16 protein-coding genes are annotated in these 22,376 nt (G+C 68.1%); 13 read left to right on the plus strand and 3 right to left on the minus strand.

Translation table 11 applies throughout. The annotated features are described in order from the left end of the window. Positions 1-99: 99 nt before the first annotated feature. On the minus strand, positions 100-1,605 hold the full coding sequence (locus ACIPR8_RS18575; RefSeq protein ID WP_446541973.1) for a helicase HerA-like domain-containing protein: 1,506 nt from the start codon (positions 1,603-1,605) through the stop codon (positions 100-102). Positions 1,606-1,727: 122 nt separating this feature from the next. Here ACIPR8_RS18575 and ACIPR8_RS18580 point away from each other — a divergent pair, with 122 nt between their 5' ends. Then, the gene (locus tag ACIPR8_RS18580; protein WP_313254758.1) at positions 1,728-3,314 is read left to right on the plus strand and encodes a transglycosylase SLT domain-containing protein; all 1,587 of its coding nucleotides are present in this window, start codon (positions 1,728-1,730) and stop codon (positions 3,312-3,314) included. Positions 3,315-3,389: 75 nt separating this feature from the next. Here the strand turns inward: ACIPR8_RS18580 and asd are convergent, their stop codons facing one another. Both asd and ACIPR8_RS18590 read right to left on the minus strand, forming a co-directional pair. Next, positions 3,390-4,232, minus strand: coding sequence for an archaetidylserine decarboxylase (asd, locus tag ACIPR8_RS18585; protein ID WP_446541974.1), 843 nt, complete (start codon positions 4,230-4,232; stop codon positions 3,390-3,392). Beyond that, on the minus strand, positions 4,229-4,876 hold the full coding sequence (locus ACIPR8_RS18590; protein WP_446541975.1) for an SCO family protein: 648 nt from the start codon (positions 4,874-4,876) through the stop codon (positions 4,229-4,231). The genes asd and ACIPR8_RS18590 overlap by 4 nt, the downstream gene beginning before the upstream one ends. Before the next feature lie 213 nt (positions 4,877-5,089). Between ACIPR8_RS18590 and prmB the strand changes: the two genes are divergently transcribed. The 12 genes from prmB (at position 5,090) to ACIPR8_RS18650 (ending at position 22,312) form a co-directional block, all read left to right on the plus strand. Then, complete coding sequence (prmB, locus tag ACIPR8_RS18595) at positions 5,090-6,019, plus strand: 50S ribosomal protein L3 N(5)-glutamine methyltransferase (protein ID WP_132864370.1); 930 nt, start codon at positions 5,090-5,092, stop codon at positions 6,017-6,019. Positions 6,020-6,095: 76 nt separating this feature from the next. Then, positions 6,096-7,202, plus strand: coding sequence for a chorismate synthase (gene aroC / locus ACIPR8_RS18600; RefSeq protein WP_446542066.1), 1,107 nt, complete (start codon positions 6,096-6,098; stop codon positions 7,200-7,202). Then, positions 7,195-8,229 carry a 2-hydroxyacid dehydrogenase gene (locus ACIPR8_RS18605; RefSeq protein WP_446541976.1) on the plus strand — a complete coding sequence of 345 codons (1,035 nt, stop codon included), beginning with the start codon at positions 7,195-7,197 and terminating at the stop codon, positions 8,227-8,229. The genes aroC and ACIPR8_RS18605 overlap by 8 nt, the downstream gene beginning before the upstream one ends. A gap of 81 nt (positions 8,230-8,310) precedes the next feature. After that, a complete protein-coding gene (locus ACIPR8_RS18610) occupies positions 8,311-9,336 on the plus strand; it encodes an aspartate-semialdehyde dehydrogenase (protein WP_192286206.1) in 1,026 nt (341 codons plus the stop codon). A gap of 118 nt (positions 9,337-9,454) precedes the next feature. Next, positions 9,455-11,368, plus strand: coding sequence for a type IV pilus assembly protein FimV (locus tag ACIPR8_RS18615; protein WP_446541977.1), 1,914 nt, complete (start codon positions 9,455-9,457; stop codon positions 11,366-11,368). Between the two features lie 10 nt (positions 11,369-11,378). Beyond that, positions 11,379-11,738: a VOC family protein gene (locus tag ACIPR8_RS18620; RefSeq protein ID WP_446541978.1), complete on the plus strand. Its 360-nt coding sequence runs from the start codon at positions 11,379-11,381 to the stop codon at positions 11,736-11,738. 44 nt (positions 11,739-11,782) lie between these two features. Continuing rightward, positions 11,783-12,556, plus strand: coding sequence for a tRNA pseudouridine(38-40) synthase TruA (gene truA, locus ACIPR8_RS18625; RefSeq protein WP_132864365.1), 774 nt, complete (start codon positions 11,783-11,785; stop codon positions 12,554-12,556). After that, positions 12,553-13,212 carry a phosphoribosylanthranilate isomerase gene (locus ACIPR8_RS18630; RefSeq protein ID WP_132864364.1) on the plus strand — a complete coding sequence of 220 codons (660 nt, stop codon included), beginning with the start codon at positions 12,553-12,555 and terminating at the stop codon, positions 13,210-13,212. Before truA ends, ACIPR8_RS18630 begins: the two co-directional genes overlap by 4 nt. Before the next feature lie 216 nt (positions 13,213-13,428). After that, positions 13,429-14,112, plus strand: coding sequence for a hypothetical protein (locus tag ACIPR8_RS18635; protein ID WP_132864363.1), 684 nt, complete (start codon positions 13,429-13,431; stop codon positions 14,110-14,112). After that, positions 14,112-16,112, plus strand: a complete 2,001-nt coding sequence (locus ACIPR8_RS18640; RefSeq protein WP_313254741.1) for a flotillin family protein — start codon at positions 14,112-14,114, stop codon at positions 16,110-16,112. The genes ACIPR8_RS18635 and ACIPR8_RS18640 overlap by 1 nt, the downstream gene beginning before the upstream one ends. Before the next feature lie 139 nt (positions 16,113-16,251). Next, entirely contained in the window at positions 16,252-21,597 is a 5,346-nt protein-coding gene (locus ACIPR8_RS18645) for a DNA repair ATPase (RefSeq protein ID WP_446541979.1), read from the plus strand. Then, positions 21,590-22,312, plus strand: a complete 723-nt coding sequence (locus tag ACIPR8_RS18650; RefSeq protein ID WP_446541980.1) for a hypothetical protein — start codon at positions 21,590-21,592, stop codon at positions 22,310-22,312. The genes ACIPR8_RS18645 and ACIPR8_RS18650 overlap by 8 nt, the downstream gene beginning before the upstream one ends. Positions 22,313-22,376 lie beyond the last annotated feature (64 nt).

A 22,376-nucleotide genomic window follows, 5' to 3' on the forward strand; every position in this document is an offset into this window, starting at 1 on the left:
GTGTGCGGCTCCCCCTCACCTCCCAACCCCCCCCGGGGGGCCGCCCCAATGGGGGGGGGGGGGGGGGGGGGGCGCCCCCCGCCCGCCCCCCGGCGCTACTCAACGCTTGCCGCCGAAGATGCTGCCGAGGATGCCGCGCACGATCTGGTTGCCGAGCTTGGTGCCGACGGTGCGGGTGGTCTGCTTGGCCATCGTCTCGATCATGCCCTGGCGGCGCTTGGTGCCGAAGATGGCGTCCTTGATGCTCTGGCCGAAACCGCCTTCCTGCTCCTCGTCCTGCTGGCGCGTGCGGGCCTTCGGTGCCTGCGCCTGCTCGGTCGCCTTCTCGGCACGCTTGGCCAGCAACTCGGCCGCCGACTCGCGGTTGACCGCCGTGTCGTAGCGGGTGCCGACCGGGCTGCCGGCGCGCACCTGGGCGCGCTCAGGCTCGGTGATCGCGCCCATCCGGCAGCGGGGCGGGGCGATCAGGGTCTTCTGCACCGGCGAGGGCACGCCCTTGTCCTGCAGCGTGGAGACCAGGGCTTCGCCGGTGCCCAACTGCGACAGCGTGGCGACCACGTCGAGCTTGGGGTTGGGGACGAAGGTCTCGGCCGCGGTCTTGACCGCCTTCTGGTCGCGCGGGGTGAAGGCGCGCAGGGCGTGCTGCACGCGGTTGCCGAGCTGGCCGAGGATGTTGGCCGGCACGTCATCCGGGAACTGCGAGCAGAAGTACACGCCCACGCCCTTGGAGCGGATCAGTCGCACCACCTGCTCGATGCGCTGCAACAGCGCCGGCGGCGCGTCGTCGAACAGCAGGTGCGCCTCGTCGAAGATGAACACCAGTTTGGGCTTGTCCAGGTCGCCCACTTCCGGCAGCTGCTCGAACAGCTCGGACAGCAGCCACAGCAGGAAGGTCGAGTACAGGCGCGGCTTGAGGATGAGCTGGGCGGCGGCGAGGATGCCGACCACCCCGCGGCCGTCATGGTTCACGCGCATGATGTCGGCCAGTTCCAGCGCCGGCTCGCCGAAGAAGGCTTCACCGCCGTCCTGCGACAGCCGCAGCAGCGAGCGCTGGATGGCGGCCACCGACTGCGCGCTGACCAGCCCGTACTCGGTGGAGATGTCCTTGCGCTCCTCGGCCACCAGGTTGAGCAGGGCGCGCAGGTCGTCCAGGTCGAGCAGCAGCAGGCCGCGGTCGTCGGCCAGCTTGAACACTATGTCCAGCACCCCGGACTGGGTGTCGTTGAGCTCCAGGATGCGCGCCAGCAGGGTGGGGCCCATCTCGCTGACGGTGGTACGGACCGGGTGGCCCTGCTGGCCGTACAGGTCCCAGAACACCGCCGGGCTGGCCGCCGGGGCGTAGCCGTCCACGCCGATCTCGGCGGCGCGTTGGGCCAGCTTCTCGCTGCCCTCCCCGGGGACGGCCAGGCCGGCCACGTCGCCCTTCACATCGGCCATGAACACCGGCACGCCCAGACGCGAGAAGCCCTCGGCCAGGGTCATCAGGGTCACCGTCTTGCCGGTGCCGGTCGCCCCTGCGATCAGGCCATGGCGGTTGCCAAAACGCGGGAGCAGGGTGACGGCGATGTCGTCGGTGACGCCTTTGCCGAGCAGGATCGGGTCCATGGAAGCACTCATAGATGAATGAAGGGGGATTCTAACGGCCGACTGTATCGGGACGGTGTCATTGTTGCCCCCGGGCAAGTCCGGCGGCTACCCTGCCTGACCTTTCGCGCGCAGTGTTGCTGATGTCCGTATCCCTGTTCTCTCTTCGTCCCTGGTCGCTGCTGGTCGCGGCTTCGTTGTTGACGGTGGTGCCGGCGGCGCATGCGCTGTCGGCCCGCGACAAGGCCAGGGTGGAGGCCATCGAGGCCCGCATGGCGGCGGCGGAGAAGCGCTACAGCGACGCGCTGGTGCTGGTGAACAACGCCGATCCCAAGGGCACCGCCGAGTCGGATGCGGCGCTGGAGGACATGGAGGACGTGATCACCGCCTGCATCGCGCAGAAGGGCTGTACGGTCAGCGGCCTGCTGACCACCTACAAGCGCCTGCTCAAGCAGAAGGTGGACGGTGCGGCGGCCGACGAGGAGGACGACGCCGGCATGCCGGTCGAGGCGGATCCGGACCATGTCGCGCCGCTGCGGGCCGATGTCCCGGAAGCGGCCCGTGCCGCGGCCCTGCTCAACGACCACCGCCATGCCTTCGACGACATGGTCGAGTACAACCCGGCGATCCAGGCCGGTATCCGCCGCTGGTTGACCGACATGCGCCCGGCGCTGCTGACCAGCTACGAGAACTACATGAACCTGCGCGGCGTGATGTGGCCGGAGTGGGAGAAGGGCGGTCTGCCGGAGGCGTTGCTGTTCGGCATCATGGCCAAGGAGTCCAATGGCCGCGTGCATGCGTCCTCGCGGGTGGGCGCCGCCGGCCTGATGCAGTTCATGCCGGCCACCGGCCGCCGCTTCGGGTTGGGCCCGGATGGCACCGGCTTTGACACGCGCTTTGACCCGCGCAGCGCCGCCGAGGCCAGCGCGGCCTACATGAACGAGCGCATGCGCGGACTCAACCGGAACATCGAATACGCGCTGGCCGCCTACAACGGCGGCGAGGGCCGGGCGGCCCGCATCTACCGCGACATGGGCGGGCAGAGCTTCTGGACGGACTCGGCGTACAACCAGTTTCCGGGCGAAACCAAGGACTACGTGCCAATGGTGATCGCTGCGGCCTGGATCTTCCTGCACCCGCAGCAGTACGGCGTGGAGTTCCCGAAGATCAACGGCCAGCCGGCGACGATCCGGCTGGCCCGTTCGACCACCATCTATGAGCTGACCATCTGCCTGGGCAGCACCGGCACGCGCGATGGCTACATGCGTGCGCTGCGCAACCTCAACCCGCGCTACGAGGCTGATGGCTGGATCCCGGCTGGCACCACGATCAACGCGACCACCCGCATTGCCGGCCTGTACAACCGCTACTGCGTGAGCGGCCCGCGCGCGGATCTGGCGCGCACCCTGATCACCGCCGACGTCAATGCGGCGATCAAGCGCCCGACCGCGACCAGTTTCACCGGCAGCGTGGCGGTGGGCGATGTGCAGGCCATGCAGGGCGGGCAGGTGCCGCCGCCAGTCGCCACGCCCGCCCCGGCGCCGCGTCCGGCCACTCCGGCACGCCGCCAGGCACGCAGCTACACGGTGGCGCGGGGGGACACGCTGGGCCGCATCGCCAGCCGCTTCCAGTGCGAGGTGCCGGCCCTGGCACGCGCCAATGGCCTGCGCGCGCCGGCCTATGCGATCAAGCCGGGGCAGCGGCTGAAGCTGGAAGGCTGCGACCGCTGAGGCGGTTCCTGCAATGAACAAGGGCGCCGCAGGGCGCCCTTTTTTGGGGTCGGGGAGGGGGAGGCTTCGTCTGGCCTACTTCAACGTCGCCAGCGCCTGGCCCAGCTGCACCGGGCTTTCGGCCCTCAACGACGGCTCGAAGTCGGCCACGCCCGGCGGCAGCAGTACGATCACCGTGGAGCCATAGTTGAAACGCGCCATCTCGGCGAAGCGTTCCAGGGTGATGCCCTTGCCGCGCCAGTCCTTGCGGGTGATGCGGTCGCCGTAGGCGGGGATCTCCTCGCCGCTCCATACCGTCTCCACGCCGCTGACCAGCAGCGCACCGACCATCACCTGCACCATCGGGCCGAAATCGGTGTCGAAATGGCAGACCAGGCGCTCATTGCGGGCGAACAGGCGCGGCACGTTGGCCACCGCGTCGGTGCCGACGCTGAACAGACGGCCCGGCACGTGCACGGTTTCGCGCAGGGTGCCGGTCCAGGGCATGTGCACGCGGTGGTAATCACGCGGGGACAGGTACACGGTGGCGAACAGGCCGTTGTTGAACGGGACGGCGTCGGCGGCATCGCCGAGCAGCTCGGCCGCGGTGAACGACTGCCCTTTGGCCTGGAAGATGCGGCCGTCCTGGATCGGGCCCAGCTGGCTGATGCGGCCATCGGCCGGCATGGTCAGGGTGCGCGGGTCGGTGGCGGCCGCACGTGCGCCCGGCTTCAGGGCGCGGGTGAAGAACGCATTGAAGCTGGGGTAGCTGCGTGGGTCCGGGTTGGCCGCCTCGGCCAGGTTGACGCTGAATTTTTCGGTCACCGTGTCGATCAGCCAGCGCGAGATCCGCGGGTTCTGCGAATAGGCCAGCGAGCGCGCCATCGAGGACAGCAGGCGATGGGGCAGGACGTAGGTGAGCGTTGTTACCAGACTCATGGGGCGGTGTTCTCGGTGAGCTTAGTCAGGTCGCTGGCAATGGCCTGCGGGTTGAACGGGGGGCGGATCAGGCCGGCCAGGCGGCCCTTCGGGTCCAGCACCGCGATGCTGGAGGAGTGGTCCATGCTGTAGTCGCTGGGGTTCTGCTCGAAATGCTTGCCCGGCACCTTCTGGAACACCATGCCCAGCGCGGTGGCGAAACGCTCCAGCGACGGGATGTCCGCGGTCGCGGCCAGGGTGTCCTTGTGGAAGGCATGGGCGTATTCGCCCAGCTTGGACGGGGTGTCGCGTTCCGGGTCCACCGACACCAGCACCACGCGCGGGCGCAGACTGTCGGGAATGGCCTGCCACTGCTTCTGGGCCTGGGCCAGCTCGGCCAGGGTGGTGGGACAGACGTCCGGGCAGGCGGTGAAGCCCAGGAACACCAGGCTCCAATGCCCATGCAGTTCGCCGGGGATCAGCCGGGTGCCGTCGGACTGGGCCAGGTCGAATTCCGGCAGGGTGCGCGGGGTGCCGTAGAAGATGATCGAGCGGGTGCCGTTGGTGCCCTTGCTGGACGGGCCGAACACCTTCTGTGCCAGTACCAGGCCGAGGCCGGCCGCCAGGGCGATGGCGAGGATGATGCCGATATTGCGGTTGAACATGGGCCGTTGCTTCCGTTCGGAGGTGGCCACTGCGGGAGTGGGCCACGGGCGGGACACGGGAGTGTAGGGGATTGCAGGCCTGTTCCCATGGGCCGGGAGGGCCCCGCCGGGCGGGTGCTGGCGGCCATTGCCGAAGTTTCGGCTGCAACTGGGCACTCAATATACCGGGCACGCGCCTATAATCGCAGACCTTTCAAGTATTTCCGTATTGCCATGACTGCCCAGGCGGCTGCCGAACTCCACACGATCATCGATCTGATCCGCTACGGCGCCAGCCGTTTCAATGCCGCAGGCCTGACCTTCGGCCACAGCTATGACAACGCCCTGGACGAGGCGACCCAGCTGGTGCTGCACAGTCTGCACCTGCCGCCGGACCTCGGCCCGGCCTACGGTGCGGCGCGGCTGCTGCCGGACGAGCGCGAGCGCGTGCTGGCGCTGTTCGAGCGCCGCATCAACGAGCGCCAGCCGGCGGCCTACCTGACCGGCGAAGCCTGGTTCGCGGGCCTGAGCTTCAAGAGCGATGCGCGTGCGCTGGTGCCGCGCTCGCCGATCGCCGAGCTGATCCTCAACGGCTTCGAGCCGTGGCTGGCCGGCCGTGATGTCACCCGCGCGCTGGACCTGTGCACCGGCTCGGGCTGCATCGCCATCGCCATGGGCCACTACTACCCGAACTGGCAGGTCGACGGCAGCGACGTCAACGACGCCGCGCTGTCGCTGGCGTTCGAGAACAAGGAGCGCCTGCTTGCGCACAACGTCGAACTGGTCAAGAGCGACCTGTTCAACGGCCTGCAGGGCCGGGTGTACGAGCTGATCGTCACCAACCCGCCGTACGTCACCAACGACGAGACCGATGCGCTGCCGCAGGAGTATTCGCACGAACCGGACCTGGCCCTGCGCGCCGGCGACGATGGCCTGGACCTGGTGCTGAAGATCCTGCGCGATGCGCCGGACCACCTCACCGAGGAAGGCCTGCTGATCTGCGAGGTGGGCGACTCCGAGCAGCACCTGATCAAGCTGCTGCCGGAAGTGTATTTCTCCTGGATCGAGTTCAAGGTCGGCCAGATGGGCATCTTCGCGGTGGAGGCGGCCGAGCTGCGCGCCCACCATGCGCGGATCGCCGAATTGGCGGCACAGCGCCCGTAAGGGCGCAGGCGGCGAGGGCCCGGGCCTTCGCCGTGTTTTCCCCGGTGCGGGATTGACGGCACAAGCGCAGGACAGAATCGGCAACGTGAATACCTTCGGACAACTCTTTCGTGTCACCACCTTCGGCGAATCGCATGGGCCGGCCATTGGCTGCGTGATCGACGGTTGTCCCCCGGGGCTGGAGATCGCGCCGGAGGAGTTCACCCACGACCTGCAGCGCCGCGCCACCGGCAAGAGCCGCCATACCTCCGCGCGCCGCGAGGCCGACGAGGTCGAGATCCTGTCCGGCGTCTACGAAGGCCGCACCACCGGCACGCCGATCGCACTGCTGATCCGCAACACCGACCAGCGCAGCAAGGACTACAGCAACATCGCCCAGCAGTTCCGCCCGGGCCATGCCGATTACAGCTACTGGCAGAAGTACGGCATCCGCGACCCGCGCGGTGGCGGCCGTTCCTCCGCGCGCGAGACCACCATGCGCGTGGCCGCCGGCGTGATCGCCAAGAAATGGCTGCAGCAGCGCCACGGGGTGACCGTGCGTGGCTACCTGTCGCAGCTGGGCGAGATCACCCCGGCCGGCTTCGACTGGAGCGTGGTCGAGGAAAACCCCTTCTTCTGGCCCGACGCCGCCCAGGTGCCGGCGCTGGAGGCGTACATGGATGCGCTGCGCAAGTCCGGTGATTCGGTCGGTGCGCGCGTGAACGTGGTCGCCGACGGCGTGCCGCCGGGCTGGGGCGAGCCGATCTACGGCAAGCTCGACGGTGACATCGCCGCCGCGTTGATGAGCATCAACGCGGTCAAGGGCGTGGAGATCGGCGACGGCTTTGCCAGTGCCGCGCAGAAGGGTACCGAACACCGTGACCTGATGAGCCCGGAGGGCTTCCAGTCCAACCATGCCGGCGGCATCCTCGGTGGCATTTCCACCGGGCAGCAGGTCGTCGCCTCGATGGTGCTCAAGCCCACCTCCAGCCTGCGTCTGCCCGGCGCCACGGTGGACACCGCCGGCAATGCGGTTGATGTGATCACCACCGGCCGCCACGACCCCTGCGTCGGCATCCGCGCCACCCCCATCGCCGAGGCGATGCTGGCGCTGGTGCTGGTTGACCAGGCATTGCGCCACCGCGCGCAATGCGGTGATGTCGGCCAGATGAGCCCGCGCATCCCGGGCAGTATCGATGGCTGAACCACGGCCCCGCGTCTGGGTATCGCAGCCGCTGTTCGACGACACCGTCGCGCAGTTGGCCGCGTACTGCGAGGTGGTCGCCACGCCGGAGGTCACCGCGCATGACAGTGCGTCGATCCGTGCCCGCCTGGCCGGTATGGACGGCGCGCTGATCACGCTCAACGAGCGCGTCGGTGCGGCCGAGATCGCCAACGCGCCGGACCTGAAGATCGTCGCCAACGTCGGTGTCGGCTACAACAACCTGGACATCGCGGCGTTGAGCGCGGCCGGCGTCATCGCCACCAACACGCCGGACGTGCTCACCGAAACCACCGCCGACCTGGGTTTCTCGCTGCTGATGGCGGCGGCCCGGCGCATCGTCGAGTCGGACCGCTGGCTGCGCGAGGGCAATTGGGGGCAATGGTCGTTCACCACCATGCTCGGCGCCGACCTGCATGGCAGCACGCTGGGCATCCTGGGCATGGGCCGCATCGGCCAGGCCATCGCCCGCCGCGGCCATCACGGTTTCGGCATGAAGGTGCTGTACCACAACCGTTCGCGGCTGCCGCAGGACGTGGAGCAGGCGGTCGGGGCGAACTACGTCGGTTTCGACGAGCTGCTGGCGCAGGCCGATCACCTGGTGCTGGTGCTGCCGTACACCGCGCAGAACCACCACCTGATCAACGCCGCTGCCCTGGCGAAGATGAAGCCCAGTGCCACGCTGGTGAACATCGCCCGTGGTGGCATCGTCGATGAGCTGGCGCTGGCCGACGCGCTGGCCAGCGGCCGGCTCGCCTCGGCCGGCCTGGACGTCTACGAGAACGAACCCAACGTGCGTCCGGAGCTGCTGGCGCTGCGCAACATCGTGCTGACCCCGCATATCGGCAGCGCCTCGCTGGCCACGCGCCGGGCGATGGTGCAGGTGGCCGTGGACAACCTGCTGGCCGGGCTGGGTCTTGGCCCGGCGGCCGGGCAGCCGGCCAATGCCATCAATGGTGAGCTGCTGGCTGGCGGCAACGCCCGCATCATCGACACCAAAAAACGATAGGGAGCCTCCGAGGCTGTCTGCCGGAGGTTCCCCGAACCTGGCTCGACGTGTGTCCCCCCATCCTTTTTTCGAGTGCACCTCATGAGCAATGAAGCCCGTCGTTTCCACGTAGCCGTTGTTGGCGCCACCGGCGCCGTCGGCCAGACCATGTTGTCGATCCTGGCCGAGCGCAATTTCCCGATCAGCACGCTGAGCCTGCTCGCCTCCGAGCGTTCGGCCGGCCAGCAGGTCGATTTCGAAGGCCAGAAGATCACCATCCAGGACCTGGCCACGTTTGACCCGACCGGCGTGGAGATCGCGCTGTTCTCGGCAGGTGGCGGCATTTCAAAGGAATATGCGCCGAAGTTCGCCGCCGCCGGCGCGGTCGTCATCGACAACTCGTCCTCGTTCCGCTACGACGACGACGTGCCGCTGGTGGTCTCCGAGGTGAACCCGGAAGCGGCGAAGAACCGCCCGCGCGGCATCATCGCCAACCCGAACTGCTCGACCATGCAGCTGATGCCGGTGCTGGCGCCGATCCATCGCGAATACGGCATCGAGCGCATCAACGTGGCCACCTACCAGTCCGTCTCCGGTGCCGGCCAGACCGGCATGGAGGAACTGGGCAAGCAGACCGCGCAGCTGCTGGGCTTCCAGGAGATCGAGCCGACCAAGTTCCCGGTGCAGATCGCCTTCAACCTGATCCCGCACATCGACGAGTTCCTGGACAACGGCTTCACCAAGGAGGAAATGAAGCTGGTCTGGGAGACCCGCAAGATCCTCGGCGACGACAGCATCCAGGTGAACCCGACCGCCGTCCGTGTGCCGGTGTTCTATGGCCACTCCGAGGCGGTCAACATCGAGACCAAGAAGAAGATCAGCACCGAGCAGGCCCGCGCGCTGCTGGCCAGCGCCCCGGGCGTGAAGGTCGTCGACGAGCGCAAGGCCGGCGGCTACCCGACCCCGGTCACCCATGCCTCCGGCACCGACCCGGTCTACGTCGGGCGTATCCGCGAAGATCTCTCGCACCCGCGTGGCCTGAACATGTGGGTGGTGGCCGACAACATCCGCAAGGGCGCCGCGCTCAACGCGGTGCAGGTGGCCGAGCTGGTCGCCAACGGCGGCTGAGCCCCTCCCAAAGCGCCGGCCCAAGGGCCGGCGTTTCCACTCCCGTGCACGGCTGCGGTATTCGAAAGGCGGGGCAGCCGTTATATTTGCCGCCATGAAACTTTGGGGCAGGGGCGTGATGCGCTCATTACAAGGCGTGCTGGTTCTCATCCTGGCGCTGTTCAGCAGTGCCGCGATGGCCTTGGGACTGGGCAACATCCGCGTGCTTTCCAAGCCGGGCCAGCCGTTGGTGGCCGAGATCCCGATCATTTCCAGTGATCCGGGCGAGATCGAGAACGCGCATGTCGGGCTGGCGTCGCCGGCCACGTTCGAGCGCGTGGGCTTGCCGCCGCCACAGGGGCTGGTCAACGAGCTGCAGTTCACCTTCGCGCAGGACCGTGAAGGCCGTTCGGTCATTCGTGTGACCAGCGCCACACCGGTGGACGCGCCGTCGGTGGGCTTCCTGATCGAAGTGGATTGGGGGCAGGGCCGCCTGGTCCGTGAGTATTCGGCCCTGGTCGCCGCGCCGGAAACAGCCACCGCGCTCGCCGAGCCGGTGATCGAGGCCCCGGCCGCCGCGCCGTCCAACCTGATTGCGCGTGAGCCCGAACCGCTGCCGGAAGCCCCAGCCCCCGTGCCGGCGCCTGTCGCGTCGCCGGCCCCGACACCCGCTCCCGTGCTTGCACCCGCACCGGTCGCGGCGCGTCCAGCGGCGCCCGCTCCGGCGATGCCGGTGCAGGGCGGGCTGGCACCGGTGCGCCGTGGCCAGACCCTGTCGCAGATCGCCGGCGAGCTGTCGCGGCAGAACGGCGTGTCGATGAACCAGACCATGGTGGCGCTGCTGCGTGCCAACCCGGAGGCCTTCATCCGCGGCAACATCAACCTGCTCAAGCAGGGCGCGGTGCTGCGCACCCCGGCGCAGGAGGAACTGGCGCGGGTCGATGCCGCCCAGGCGCGGGCCATCGTCCAGGAACAGACCGCGCAATGGCGGCAGGCGCGTGCGGCGATCCCGCAGCCGGCCATCGCCGATGCGACGGCACCGGCGGCATCGCCGTCCGCCAATCCGTCCGCCGCCGCGGCCAGCAATGGCGCACGCTTGGAAATCGCGCCGGCCGTGGCCGGTGGGCAACAGACAGCAGGAATGACGACCGGGCTCGATGCCGGTGGTGAGGGTGACATGTTGGCAAATGAACAGTTGCGTCAGGCCAAGGAAGACCTTGCCACCCGCGATGCGGAATTGCAGGAACTGCGTGAGCGCGTCGGTGAGCTGGAAAAGCTCAAGGCACAGCAGCAGTCGCTGATCGCGATGAAGGACTCGGACCTGGCCGCTGCCCAGCAGCGCCTGGCCGAGGCCTCCAAGCGTGAGGGCGGCAGCTCGCCGATGTGGCTGTGGTTGGGCCTGGCGCTGGTGGTGGTCGCCGGCCTTGGTTGGTGGCTGGCCCGTCGCCGCAAGCCCTCGCCGCTGCCGGCGGCCCCGCGCGGCGGGTTCGACGTCGATGCATTGGCGGCCACGCTGCCGGTGGCGGGCGCCGCAACCGCGGCCGGCGAGCCAGCCGAGGCGGACCCGTTGGATGATGAGGATGTGGCCGAGGTGTCCTTCGAGGAAGCGGGGCGGGACGACGTTGCCGAGGCCCCGGCTGTTGTCCAAGCCCCCCAGGTCGCCGAGCCCTCGCCGTATGACGAACCGATGCCGGCCTGGTTGAAGCCGACCGCGCCGGTGGTCGCGCCCGCGGAGGTCGTGCCGGAGCCGCGCAACGAGCCCAAGCCGGTGCTGCTGTTCGAGGCGTCGCGCCAGTTCGACCGGCCGGCGCTCGAGACGCCGGCGGCCCCCGAACCCAGCGCCCGTGACGAGGCTGGCTGGCTGGCCGGCGACATGGCCGCGGTGGCGCCGCTCAATCCCGCGCCGGCTGGCCGCGAGCGGCTGGAACTGGCGATCGCCTACCTGGACCTGGGTGATGCCGAGACCGCGCGCACCCTGCTCAACGAAGTGGCGGTCGGCACCGACCCCAAGGCGCGCGCCGAAGCGCTTGAACTGCTGAACCGACTGGGCTGAGGACACCGCCATGAAACGTGAGCAACGCATCGACTACGTCGAGTTCGCCTCGCGCGACCCGGCCGCCAGCCGCCGTTTCTTCGAACAGGTGTTCGGCTGGACGTTCGAGGATTACGGCCCGGACTACACCGCCTTCGATGACGGCGGCTTGCAGGGCGGCTTCTTCCGCGGCGCGCCGTCGACCAGTGAGGCGGGGTCGGCCCTGGTGGTGCTGTATGCCGAGCGCTTGGCGCCGCTGCAGGCCACGGTGGAAGCGCACGGCGGCAAGGTGGTCAAGCCGGTGTTTACCTTCCCGGGCGGGCGCCGTTTCCAGTTCATCGAGCCGGGCGGCAACGAACTGGCCATCTGGTCCGAGCGCGACAGCGACTGATCCATCGCGCCCGGCCGCGGCGACTGCAATCAAGAGGTTCAAACATGCGATACGCGCTGGGCGTGGAATACGACGGCAGCGAGTTCAAGGGCTGGCAGCAGCTCGGCGAGAGTGGCTGCGCCAGCGTGCAGGCCACCTTGCAGGACGCGTTGTCCTCGGTGGCCGATGCGCCGATCAGCGTGGTCTGTGCTGGCCGTACCGATGCCGGCGTGCACGGTGAATGCCAGGTGGTGCACTTCGATACCGAAGTCAGCCGTGCCCCGCGCGGCTGGGTGCTGGGCACGACCACGCGGCTGCCGCCCTCGGTCTGCGTGCGCTGGTGCGTGCCGGTGGTGGATGCGTTCCATGCCCGCTTCTCGGCCAGGGCGCGTCGCTACCGCTACCGCATCCTCAACCGCCAGGTGCGGCCGGCGCTGTACCGCCAGACCCTGAGCTGGGAGCGCCGCGCGCTGGATGCCGATGCCATGCACCGCGCCGGCCAGGCGCTGCTGGGCGAGAACGACTTCAGCGCGTTCCGCAGCGCCCAGTGCGAGGCCCTGCATGCGCGGCGCGAACTGCAGGCCATCTCGGTGCGGCGCCTGGGCGAGGTGGTCGAGGTGGAAGTGCAGGCCAATGCGTTCCTGCACCACATGGTGCGCAACATCGTCGGCTCGCTGCTGATGGTGGGGGCCGGCGAGAAGCCGGAGGGCTGGATCGGCGAGGTGCTGGCGCGGCGTGACCGCAACCAGGCCGGGCCGACCGCGCCTGCGCAGGGCTTGGTGTTCGTCGGGCCGTTGTATCCTGAACACTGGCATCTGCCGGCAGAGGTGACGCTGTGAGCCGTACCTTGTTCCGTACCCGCATCAAGTTCTGCGGCATGACCCGGGCCGGCGACATCCGCCTGGCCAGCGAATTGGGCGTGGACGCGATCGGCTTCATCTTTGCCCGGTCCAGCGCGCGCCGCGTGGCACCTTCAGAGGCGCGGGCGATGCGCCAGGCCATCGCGCCGATGGTGGACGTGGTCGCCTTGTTCCAGAACAACAACCGCGAGGAAGTGCGTGAGGTGCTGCGCGCGGTGCGGCCCACCCTGCTGCAGTTCCATGGCGAGGAAGACGACACGTTCTGCCGCAGCTTCAACATGCCCTACCTGAAGGCGATCGCCATGGGCGGCGATGCCGAGGTCACCGCGCGCGGGTTGCAGCAGCTGTACCCGCATGCGGCCGGCTTCCTGTTCGACAGTCACGTCAAGGGTGGCAGCGGCGGCAGCGGGGTGGCCTTCGACTGGTCGCGGATCCCGCCCGGCGTGCATCGTCCCTACCTGTTGGCCGGCGGGATCACCCCTGACAATGTCCATGACGCGGTGCTCGCGACCCAGCCGTGGGGCGTGGACGTATCCAGCGGCATCGAATCGGCGCCCGGCCTGAAGGACGGCTACCGGATGCGCCAGTTCGTCGAGGAAGTGCGGCGCGCGGACGCGCAGCCGGCGCAGGACTGAGTCATTGCAATTGGCTGAATGGCCGCAGATGCCGGCGACGGCACGCACATTCCCGATGAAAACCGTGGACCTGGTCGTTGTCGTCACGGCAATTCCCTTATCATCGGGAAATCGGCGAAAGCACGGATGCCGGCGGATGGGGAACCACGCGTATCACTTCGGGTAAGGAGTGCAGGGCGGTCCGCACGGCGGCCGGGTGCCACAAGGAAAGGGTGCATGGCGGAATTCTTGGAAGTAGCGCTGTCCTATCCGACGCTGCCTTACAGCGTCGTGCTGTGTTTTGCCGTCATCTATTGGCTGCTGGCTGCGACCGGCATCGTCGACGACGGGGGCATCGGTAGTGGCGATGGCGCGGATTTCCACTCCGGTGACGCCGGCGCGACCGGGCTTGCGGGCATGTTCGCGCGGATGGGCCTTGGCGGGGCGCCGACCATGCTGGTGGTCCTGCTGCTGGCATTCTTTGGCTGGTCGATCACCTATCTGGTGCAGTTGTTCTTCCTGCAGCCGTTGCCGGCGCTGCTGCGCTGGGGCGTGGGCACGGCAGTGGCAATCGCTGCCTTGGTCCCGGGCGCCGTGGTGTCGGCATGGGTGCTGCGCCCGATCCGTCGTTTCCTGATGAAGCTGCGCGCGGTGCCGCAGGAGTCCATCCTCGGCAAGGCCGGGCGGGTCTCCTCGCCGGAAGTCACCGCCGAGCAGGGCTACGCCAGCGTCGACGATGGCGGTGCCGGCCTGATCCTGCAGGTGCGTGCGCAGCCGGGCAGCCGTTTCGTGCGCGGTGACCGCGTGCGCCTGGTCCAGTATTTCCCGCAACACAATCATTACCTGGTGGTTGGCGAAGCCGACCTGCCAGCGTTGGACGTTTTCATTCCCCAAGTATCAGGCGACAAGGAGAAGCACTGATGAGTTTAGCTGCGCTGGCCCCGTTCATTATCGGCGTGGGCATATTGCTGGTATTCCTCCTTGGCCTGGCCGGGTTGTTCAAGGCGTTCTACAAGAAGGTCGACCAGGGCACCGCCCTGATCGTCAATGACATGAGTTCCACGCCGAAGGTGCATTTCACCGGCGCGCTGATCATCCCGGTGCTGTACCGCGCCGAGCTGATGCGCATCAGCCTGATCACGCTGCAGGTGGACCGCCGCGGCAAGGAAGGCCTGATCTGCCGCGACAACATGCGCGCCGACATCACCGTGGCGTTCTACCTGCGCGTCAACGAGACCCAGGCCGACGTGCTGCGCGTGGCCAAGGCCATCGGTGCCGACCGCGCCTCGGACAGGCATGCGGTGGACGAGCTGTTCAACGCCAAGTTCTCCGAAGCGCTGAAGACGGTGGGCAAGAAGTTCGACTTCACCCAGCTGTTCGAGAAGCGCCAGGAGTTCCGCGACGAGATCATCGCGGTGATCGGCAATGACCTCAACGGCTATGCGCTGGAAGACGTGGCCATCGACTACCTGGAGCAGACCCCGAAGTCGCTGCTGGACCCGAGCAACATCCTCGACGCCGAAGGCATCCGCAAGATCACCGAGCTGACCGCCGCGCAGAACGTGATCACCAACGAGCTGGCGCAGAACGAGCGCCTGGCCATCACCAAGAAGAACGTCGAGGCCAAGGAAGCGACCTTGGCGCTGGAACGCCAGCAGGCCGAGGCCGAGGCGCGCCAGAAGCGCGAGGTGGACACCATCCGTGCCCGCGAAGAGGCCGAAACCCTCAAGGTGCAGGAGGAGCAGCGCCAGTTGTCCGAGAATGCCCGCATCGAGGCGCAGCAGCTGATCGACATCCGCGAGCAGAACCGCCTGCGCGAGGTGGAAGTGGCCGAGCAGAACCGCCAGCGCGCGGTGGCCATCGAGGTCGAGCGCGTGGCCCGTGCACGCCAGTTGGAGCAGGTCACCACCGACCGCGAGGTGCAGCTGCAGGGCGTGGAGCGTGACAAGGTGGTCGAGCAGGGCAAGATGGATGTGGCCAACATCACCCGCGAACGCATCTCCATCGACAAGACCGTGGCGCAGGAAGAAGAGCGCATCAAGGAAGTGCGCCAGGTGTCCGAGGCCGACCGCCTGAAGCAGGTCGCCATCCTCGAGGCCGAGGCCGAGGCGCAGGAAGCCCTGCTCAAGCAGGTCAAGGAAGCCGAGGCCGCCGAAGCGGCGGCCAAGCACCGCGCGGTGGAGATCACCACGCTGGCGCAGGCCGAGTTCGACGCGGCCGGCAAGCAGGCCGAGGCCAAGAAGGCCCTGGCCGAAGGCATCCGTGCCGAACGTGCGGCGCCGGGCCTGGCCGATGCGCAGGTCAAGGAAGCCGGTGCGCTGGCGATCGAGAAGGTCGGCATCGCCGAGGCCCGCGTGGTCGATGCGATGGCCGATGCCAACTTCAAGCAGGGCAGCGCCGAGGCCAAGGTGCTGGCCGAACAGCTGGCCGCGCGTGCGAGCGGCGAAGAGCAGATGGGCCGTGCCAAGGCGACCGCCGCCGAGACGCTGGGCCTGGCCGAAGCCTCGGTCATCGAGAAGAAGCTGACCGCCGAGGCCGAGGGTCTGACCCGCAAGTTCCAGGCGATCGATTCGCTGGGCGAAACCGCACGCGGCCACGAAGAGTTCCGCATGACCCTGGACACCAGCCTGAAGCAGGCCCTGGCCACGCTGGACGCCGGCAAGGAAATCTCCAAGGAAAACGCCGAGGTCATCGCCAGCGCGCTGCGCAATGCCGACATCGACATGGTCGGCGGCGACGGCGGCATGTTCGAGAACCTGGTCAAGGCGGTCTCGCTGGGCAAGTCGATCGAAGGGCTGACCGACAAGAGCCCGATCGTGCAGGACCTGATGCAGCGTTACCTTGGCGTGGACATGAGCGCACGCGGCAAGCCGGCCAAGCGCATCGCCAATGAAGGTGCCGCGGAAGCGGACGCCGGCTGAGTGAGTACGTCCCTGCGCGGCGCGGCCGCGCAGGGACGCAACCGGGGCCGTCCGCCAACAGCGGGCGGCCTGCGTGGATGATGGCGCGCACGGTCCGCCGACGCGGTGGCCGGGCGGTTGCCATGGCAGGGAACAATCGATGGCCGATACAAACCAGGAGGCCGCCGTCAGCGACGCCGGCTCCATCGCCGACCAGGCAGTCGCCCAGGGCGGTGCCTACGAGGTGCTGCGCAAGCGCCTGAGTGACCAGGGTGCGCGTTTGCGCCAGGTCGTGGACGTGCTGAACCAGCGGCGCCTGCAGGAGTTCGGCGACAGCCGCATGGAGGTGATCGGGCGCTTCCGCATCCGCACCGAGAACAACTGCGTCGGCCGCGACATCGTGCAGGTCGGCGATGACCTGCTGCTGTTCGGCTACAACGTGTTCATCGGCTTGAAGACGCAGACCCGGGTCGAGGATGTGTTTGGCCTGTACCGGCTGGTGGAAGGCGCCGAAGGCTATGACGTCACCCCGGTCGACCTGAAGAGCAGCTTCCTGGCCCAGCCGGGCTTCGTCCACGATTTCAACGAGCTCTATGCCTATTACAAGCACGCCCGGCTGCTGCAGCTGATCGTGCGCGACGGCAAGCTGCTGGCGGCGTTCCAGATCGGCGAGCGCAGCACCGACGTGCGCGTGTTCCGCTGGGCGGTGGCACCCGGGGGCGAGCTGACCTACATCGATGCGCGCGGCGAACGTGACATCGCGCTGCCGCCGCCGTTCGACTTCGAGTGGACCCGTGCCAGTCGCGACATGCTGGTGACCGGGCGCTTCCCGCACCTGAACATCCTGGACACCATCTTCGTGGAGACCACCGGTGGCGACCTGACCATCAAGGTGGAGAACAACACCGAGACCGGGCAGGGCGTGTACAGCGAGCCGGTCGAGGACAGCACGCAATCGGTGGACGATGCCACCATCGATTTCGCCCAGGTCGGCTCGCTGATCCTGCTCAAGGTGCAGCCCTACCGCGAGGACACCTGGCGTGGCCTGATCTACAACACGTTGACCGGCAAGGTGGTGCGCAACGACGCCATCGTGCAGGCCTGCGTACAGCTGCCCGATGACCACGGCATCATCTTCCCGGGCGGCTATTACCTGCAGAACGGCGAGCACAAGGCCTTCGATGCCTCGATGCAGGGCATGCGCTACAAGCGTTCGATCCGCTCGCCCAACGGCGAGGACATGCTGTACATCTTCTACGAACGCGAGGCCGGCAAGTCGGCGCTGTTCGTCTACAACAGCATCCAGCGCGCCCTGCAGAACCCCGTGTTCGGCCTGGGCTACGCGTTCCTGCGCGATGGCCGCATGGTGCTGTTCAACGCCGAGAACCAGGAGCCGACCCGCATCCATCCGATGCAGGTCTGGCAGACGCCGTTCAGCAGCGACGAGTTCGCCGCGCACCGCCCGGCCGGCACCAGCTTCATGGCCCGCATCGGCAACGCCGAGCTGGTGCGTGGCATCTCCAACCTGCTCGATCTCGGCCGCGAGATCGACAGCCGCGAGGTGTCGCTGACGCGCTATGAACTGCTGACCCACAACGCGCGGCGCCTGTTCGACGCGCACCACTGGCTGGATGACGCCAACTGCGAGGGCGCGGCTACCTTGCTGCGCGAGATCAGCGCGACCGGCGAGTCGATGCTCGACGAGTACGAGAAGGTCGAGAGCATCCGCAAGCAATCGGCGCAGGCAATGGCCGAGGTCACCGGGCAGCACAAGGCGCTGCTTGGGCGGCTGCAGCCGCAGAACTGGTCGAAGATCGGCGAGTTCGTCGAGGCGCTGGGCGAAATCGGCAAGCTGCGCGGACGGCTGCTGACCGTGCGCGACTTCCGCTACGTGGACGTGCCGGCCATCGATGCGATGAATGCCTCGTTGCAGGAAGCGCATGACCGCGTGGGCGCGGCGACCGGCCAGTTCCTGGGCAGCGACAAGGCATTGCAGCCATTCGCCGAACGCCTGCAGGCATTGGATGGCGCCGCGCAGCAGGCGCAGACCGCGCGCCAGCTCGCCGACCAGATCGAGCAGATGCAGGGGATGTCCGGCGAGCTGGACATGCTGTCCGAGCTGATGGCCAGCCTGAAGGTGGATGATGCCGCGCAGCGCACCCAGGTGGTCGAGGCGATTTCCGGCATCTACGCCAAGCTCAACCAGGCGCGTGCGCGTGCCGACCAGCGTCGCCGTTCGCTGGGCTCGGCCGAAGCCGTGGCGCAGTTCGGCGCGCAGTTCTCGCTGTTCAGCCAGGCCATCACCAGCGCGCTGGGCCTGGCCACCGACCCGGAACGGGCTGACGAGCAGCTCTCGCGCCTGATGGTGCAGCTGGAGGAGCTGGAGAGCCAGTTCGGCGAGCACGAGCAGTTCCTGGGCGACATCCTGAGCAAGCGCGAGGAACTGCTCGACACCTTCGAGTCGCACAAGCAGACCCTGCTGGACGCACGCCAGCGCAAGGCGCAGTCGGTGCTGGACGCGGCCAACCGCATCCTCGATGGGTTGGCCAAGCGTACCGAACGCTTTGCCAGCGTCGATGAGCTCAATGCGTTCTTTGCCGGTGATCCGCTGATCCTGAAGCTGCGCGAGCTGGCCGACCGGCTGCGCGAGTACAAGGACAGCGTCAAGGCCGACGACGTCGAGGCCCGCCTGAAGGGCGTGCGCGACCAGGCAGTGCGGGCATTGCGCGACCGCAGCGACCTGTTCGAGGGTGGCGGCAACGTGATCCGGCTCGGCCGCCACCGTTTCAGCGTCAATACCCAGCCGCTGGACCTGACCATCCTGCCGCGTGGCGACGGCCTGGCCGTGCACCTCACCGGCACCGATTACTACGAGTCCATCGTTGATCCGGAGCTGGAGGAGCTGCGCGACTACTGGCCGGTGGCGCTGGATTCGGAGTCGCCCGCGTTGTACCGCGGCGAGTACCTGGCCGGGCTGGTGCTGGATGCGGCCCTGCGCGGCAGCGATGGCCTGAGCCTGGAGCTGCTGCAGCGCGATACCGCGCAGCCGGAGGCGCTGGGCAAGCGCGTGCGCGACTTCGCCGCGCCGCGGTACCGCGAAGGCTACGAGAAGGGCATCCACGACCACGACGCCACCCTGATCCTGCAAGCGCTGCTGCCGCTGTACCAGAACGCCGGCACGCTGGTGCACGCCGCCGCGCCGCGTGCGCTGGCGGTGTTGTTCTGGGCGCGCGAGGGCAAGCGCGAGGATGCCAGCCAATGGGCCGAGCGTGCCGCCGGCGTGTTCGCCATCGCCCGCCTGTTCAACGCGCGCGAAGGACTGGATGCGCTGCGCCAGGAAATCAGCAGTGCGCTGGACGCTTTCCAGGCCGAACACCAGTTGCCGTTCGATGCCGCCATCGCCGGTTTGGCCGGCGACTACCTGCTGGCCGAACTGGCCGGCGGCGAGCCGACCTTCGGCTTCAGTGGTTATGCACGGCAGTTGCAGGCCGGCTTGCGCGAGCAACTGCAGGCGGCCGGGCAGGCCGATGCCTTCGACCGCAGCCTGCAGCGGCTTTCCAAGCGCCTCTCGCTGCAGTGGGCGCAGGTGGTGCAGTGGTTGAACGCCATGTGCAGCCAGCCGAAGTTCGCGGCGCTGGCCGGCTATGTGCCCGAAGCGGCGGCGATGTTGCTGGGCGAGCGGGCGCTGCGCAGCCAGGTCCGCGAGGTGACCCTGATCGCCGATGTCGCCGGCCTGCTCGGCGAGCATCCACGCGTGCGCGAGGGGCACCTGCAGCTGTCGGTGGACGACTTCCTGCAGCGTTGGCAGGCCCACCGGCGCCAGTTCCAGCCTGGCTTCGAGCGCTACCAGGCGCTGCGCCAGCGCATCAGTGCGCGTGAACGCGATGCATTGCGGTTGAGCGAGTTCCAGGCGCGGCCGTTGAGTTCGTTCGTCCGCAACAAGCTGATCAACGATGTCTACCTGCCCATCATCGGCGACAACCTGGCCAAGCAGATGGGCACGGTCGGCGAGAACAAGCGCAGCGACCTGATGGGTCTGCTGATGATGATCAGCCCGCCGGGTTACGGCAAAACCACGTTGATGGAATACGTGGCCAACCGGCTGGGGCTGGTCTTCATGAAGATCAATGGCCCGGCGCTGGGCCACGAGGTGCGTTCGCTGGACCCGGAGCAGGCTCCGGATGCGACCTCCCGGCAGGAGCTGCTCAAGCTCAACCTGGCGCTGGAGATGGGCAACAACACGATGCTGTATGTCGACGACATCCAGCACACCCACCCGGAGTTCCTGCAGAAGTTCATCTCGCTGTGCGACGGCACCCGTCGCATCGAGGGCGTGTGGAAGGGTCGCACCAAGACCTACGACCTGCGCGGCAAGAAGTTCTGCGTGGTGATGGCCGGCAACCCGTACACCGAGTCCGGCGAGGTATTCAAGGTGCCGGACATGCTGGCCAACCGCGCCGACATCTACAACCTCGGCGATGTGCTGGGTGGCATGGAAGACGCCTTCAAGCTCAGCTACATCGAGAACAGCCTGACCTCCAGCCAGGTGCTGGCACCGATGGCCACGCGCGAGATGGCCGACCTGTACGTGCTGGTGGACAAGGCCAGCGGCAAGGATGTGTCCACCAATGCATTGAGCCATGCCTACAGCGGTGCGGAGATCAACGAGATCGTCGCCACGCTGGAGCGGCTGATGCAGGTGCGCGAGGTGGTCTACCAGGTCAACCAGCAATACATCGCCAGCGCGGCGCAGGCGGACAAGTACCGCGTCGAGCCGCCGTTCAAGCTGCAGGGCAGCTACCGCAACATGAACAAGCTGACCGAAAAGATCTCGCCGGTGATGAATGCCGCCGAGCTGCAGCAGCTGGTGTCCGACCACTACCTGGGCGAGTCGCAGCTGCTGACCAGTGGTTCTGAAGAAAACCTGCTCAAGCTGGCCGAACTGCGCGGCGTGCTCGATGCCGCGCAGCAGACGCGCTGGGAGCAGATCAAGCGCGACTTCATGCGCGACAAGGCGATGGGCGGTGACGACGCCGACACCGGCGCCCGCGTGGTCGCGCAGTTGGCCGACATCGCCACCGGCCTGCAGGGGCTGCGGGTCGAGGAACCGCAGGTGGTTGCTCCGGTTGCGGCCGCCGAGGAAGCCCCGTGGGCGCGGATCGTCGACCTGCTGCAGGCGCTGGCCGCGCGTCCGCCGGCGGTGGTGGAGGCACCTGCGGTCACGCCGGCGCAGCCACCGGACCTGACCCCGCTGCTGCAGGCGCTGGCCGCCACGCAGGCGCGGCAGGGACAGGTGGGCGATGCGCTCGCCGGCCTGGCCACGCAGTTGCAGGAGTGGTTGGCGAAGGAGGGTACCGGCAAGGCGGCGACCCCGCGCGTGCGCCGCGCACGCACGCCCGAGGAAAAAGCGCTGGACGAAGCACTGATGCGGCACTTCTACGGCGGCAGCGTGGTGGTGCCGGGCCAGCAGGGCAGCCAGGCCAAGCCGTCGCCCGACGATGCCTGAGTCCGCGCTCGTCGCCCTGCCGCCGCCCCCGGACCGGTCCCGCCAGGTGGACGATCCGCTGGAGGCGGCCGGCTTCGGCAACGAGGTGCTGGCAGCGGCGGAGCGGCTGATCGGCCCGCCGCAACGGGCAATGGCTGCGCAGCGGCTGGTCGATGAGATGGCCAACATCCAACTGGCATTGCAGGCCACGGATGTGGCCGCATTGCGGCGTTCGGCAGGCCTGATCGGCCGTTTGCTGGGGCGCGATGTCGAGGCACAGGAGCGCGCCGAGCAGTTGGCCGAGCAGTTGGACATCTGCCTGCTGCGCGCCGATGCCGAGCTGCGCGGCCTGCAGCGGGACATGGTCGCCCAGCAGCGGCAGGCGGCGCGGGTGGACGTGGCGGTGACCGCCATCGAGCAGTGGGCCGACGCCGGCGAGGCCATGCCGGCGCCGACGCAGGAAGCCGTGCAATTGACCCTGCAACGGCGCCTGCAACACCTGCGCGGTGTGGCCCGGTTGCGCCAGATCGAGGCCGACCAGTTGCACCTGCTGCATGCGCAGGGCCTGGAGCTGAGCGAGCGCTACCAGCGGATCCGCGACGTGCTGCTGCCGGTATGGCGGCAGCAGGCGCTGGCGATCAGGGCCGCGCAGATGCCGGCGCGGCTGCAGCAGGCGGCCGACAGCCAGGCGCGCATCCTCGACGAGGTGGCGGCCATGCAGGCTAGACTGCGCTGAGTGAACCCGGTTTCTGATGTTGGTTGGCGCGGCATGGCCCGCGCATCTACACCCAAGGAGAGTT

Source organism: Stenotrophomonas sp. LARHCG68 (assembly GCF_052871705.1).

Bases quoted from the DNA above. Each gene is read 5' to 3' on its own strand.
- ACIPR8_RS18575 (WP_446541973.1), bottom strand. From the start codon at position 1,605: ATGGACCCGATCCTGCTCGGCAAAGGCGTCACCGACGACATCGCCGTC.
- ACIPR8_RS18580 (WP_313254758.1), top strand. From the start codon at position 1,728: ATGTCCGTATCCCTGTTCTCTCTTCGTCCCTGGTCGCTGCTGGTCGCG.
- asd (WP_446541974.1), bottom strand. From the start codon at position 4,232: ATGAGTCTGGTAACAACGCTCACCTACGTCCTGCCCCATCGCCTGCTG.
- ACIPR8_RS18590 (WP_446541975.1), bottom strand. From the start codon at position 4,876: ATGTTCAACCGCAATATCGGCATCATCCTCGCCATCGCCCTGGCGGCC.
- prmB (WP_132864370.1), top strand. From the start codon at position 5,090: ATGACTGCCCAGGCGGCTGCCGAACTCCACACGATCATCGATCTGATC.
- ACIPR8_RS18605 (WP_446541976.1), top strand. From the start codon at position 7,195: ATGGCTGAACCACGGCCCCGCGTCTGGGTATCGCAGCCGCTGTTCGAC.
- ACIPR8_RS18610 (WP_192286206.1), top strand. From the start codon at position 8,311: ATGAGCAATGAAGCCCGTCGTTTCCACGTAGCCGTTGTTGGCGCCACC.
- ACIPR8_RS18615 (WP_446541977.1), top strand. From the start codon at position 9,455: ATGCGCTCATTACAAGGCGTGCTGGTTCTCATCCTGGCGCTGTTCAGC.
- ACIPR8_RS18620 (WP_446541978.1), top strand. From the start codon at position 11,379: ATGAAACGTGAGCAACGCATCGACTACGTCGAGTTCGCCTCGCGCGAC.
- truA (WP_132864365.1), top strand. From the start codon at position 11,783: ATGCGATACGCGCTGGGCGTGGAATACGACGGCAGCGAGTTCAAGGGC.
- ACIPR8_RS18635 (WP_132864363.1), top strand. From the start codon at position 13,429: ATGGCGGAATTCTTGGAAGTAGCGCTGTCCTATCCGACGCTGCCTTAC.
- ACIPR8_RS18640 (WP_313254741.1), top strand. From the start codon at position 14,112: ATGAGTTTAGCTGCGCTGGCCCCGTTCATTATCGGCGTGGGCATATTG.
- ACIPR8_RS18645 (WP_446541979.1), top strand. From the start codon at position 16,252: ATGGCCGATACAAACCAGGAGGCCGCCGTCAGCGACGCCGGCTCCATC.
- ACIPR8_RS18650 (WP_446541980.1), top strand. From the start codon at position 21,590: ATGCCTGAGTCCGCGCTCGTCGCCCTGCCGCCGCCCCCGGACCGGTCC.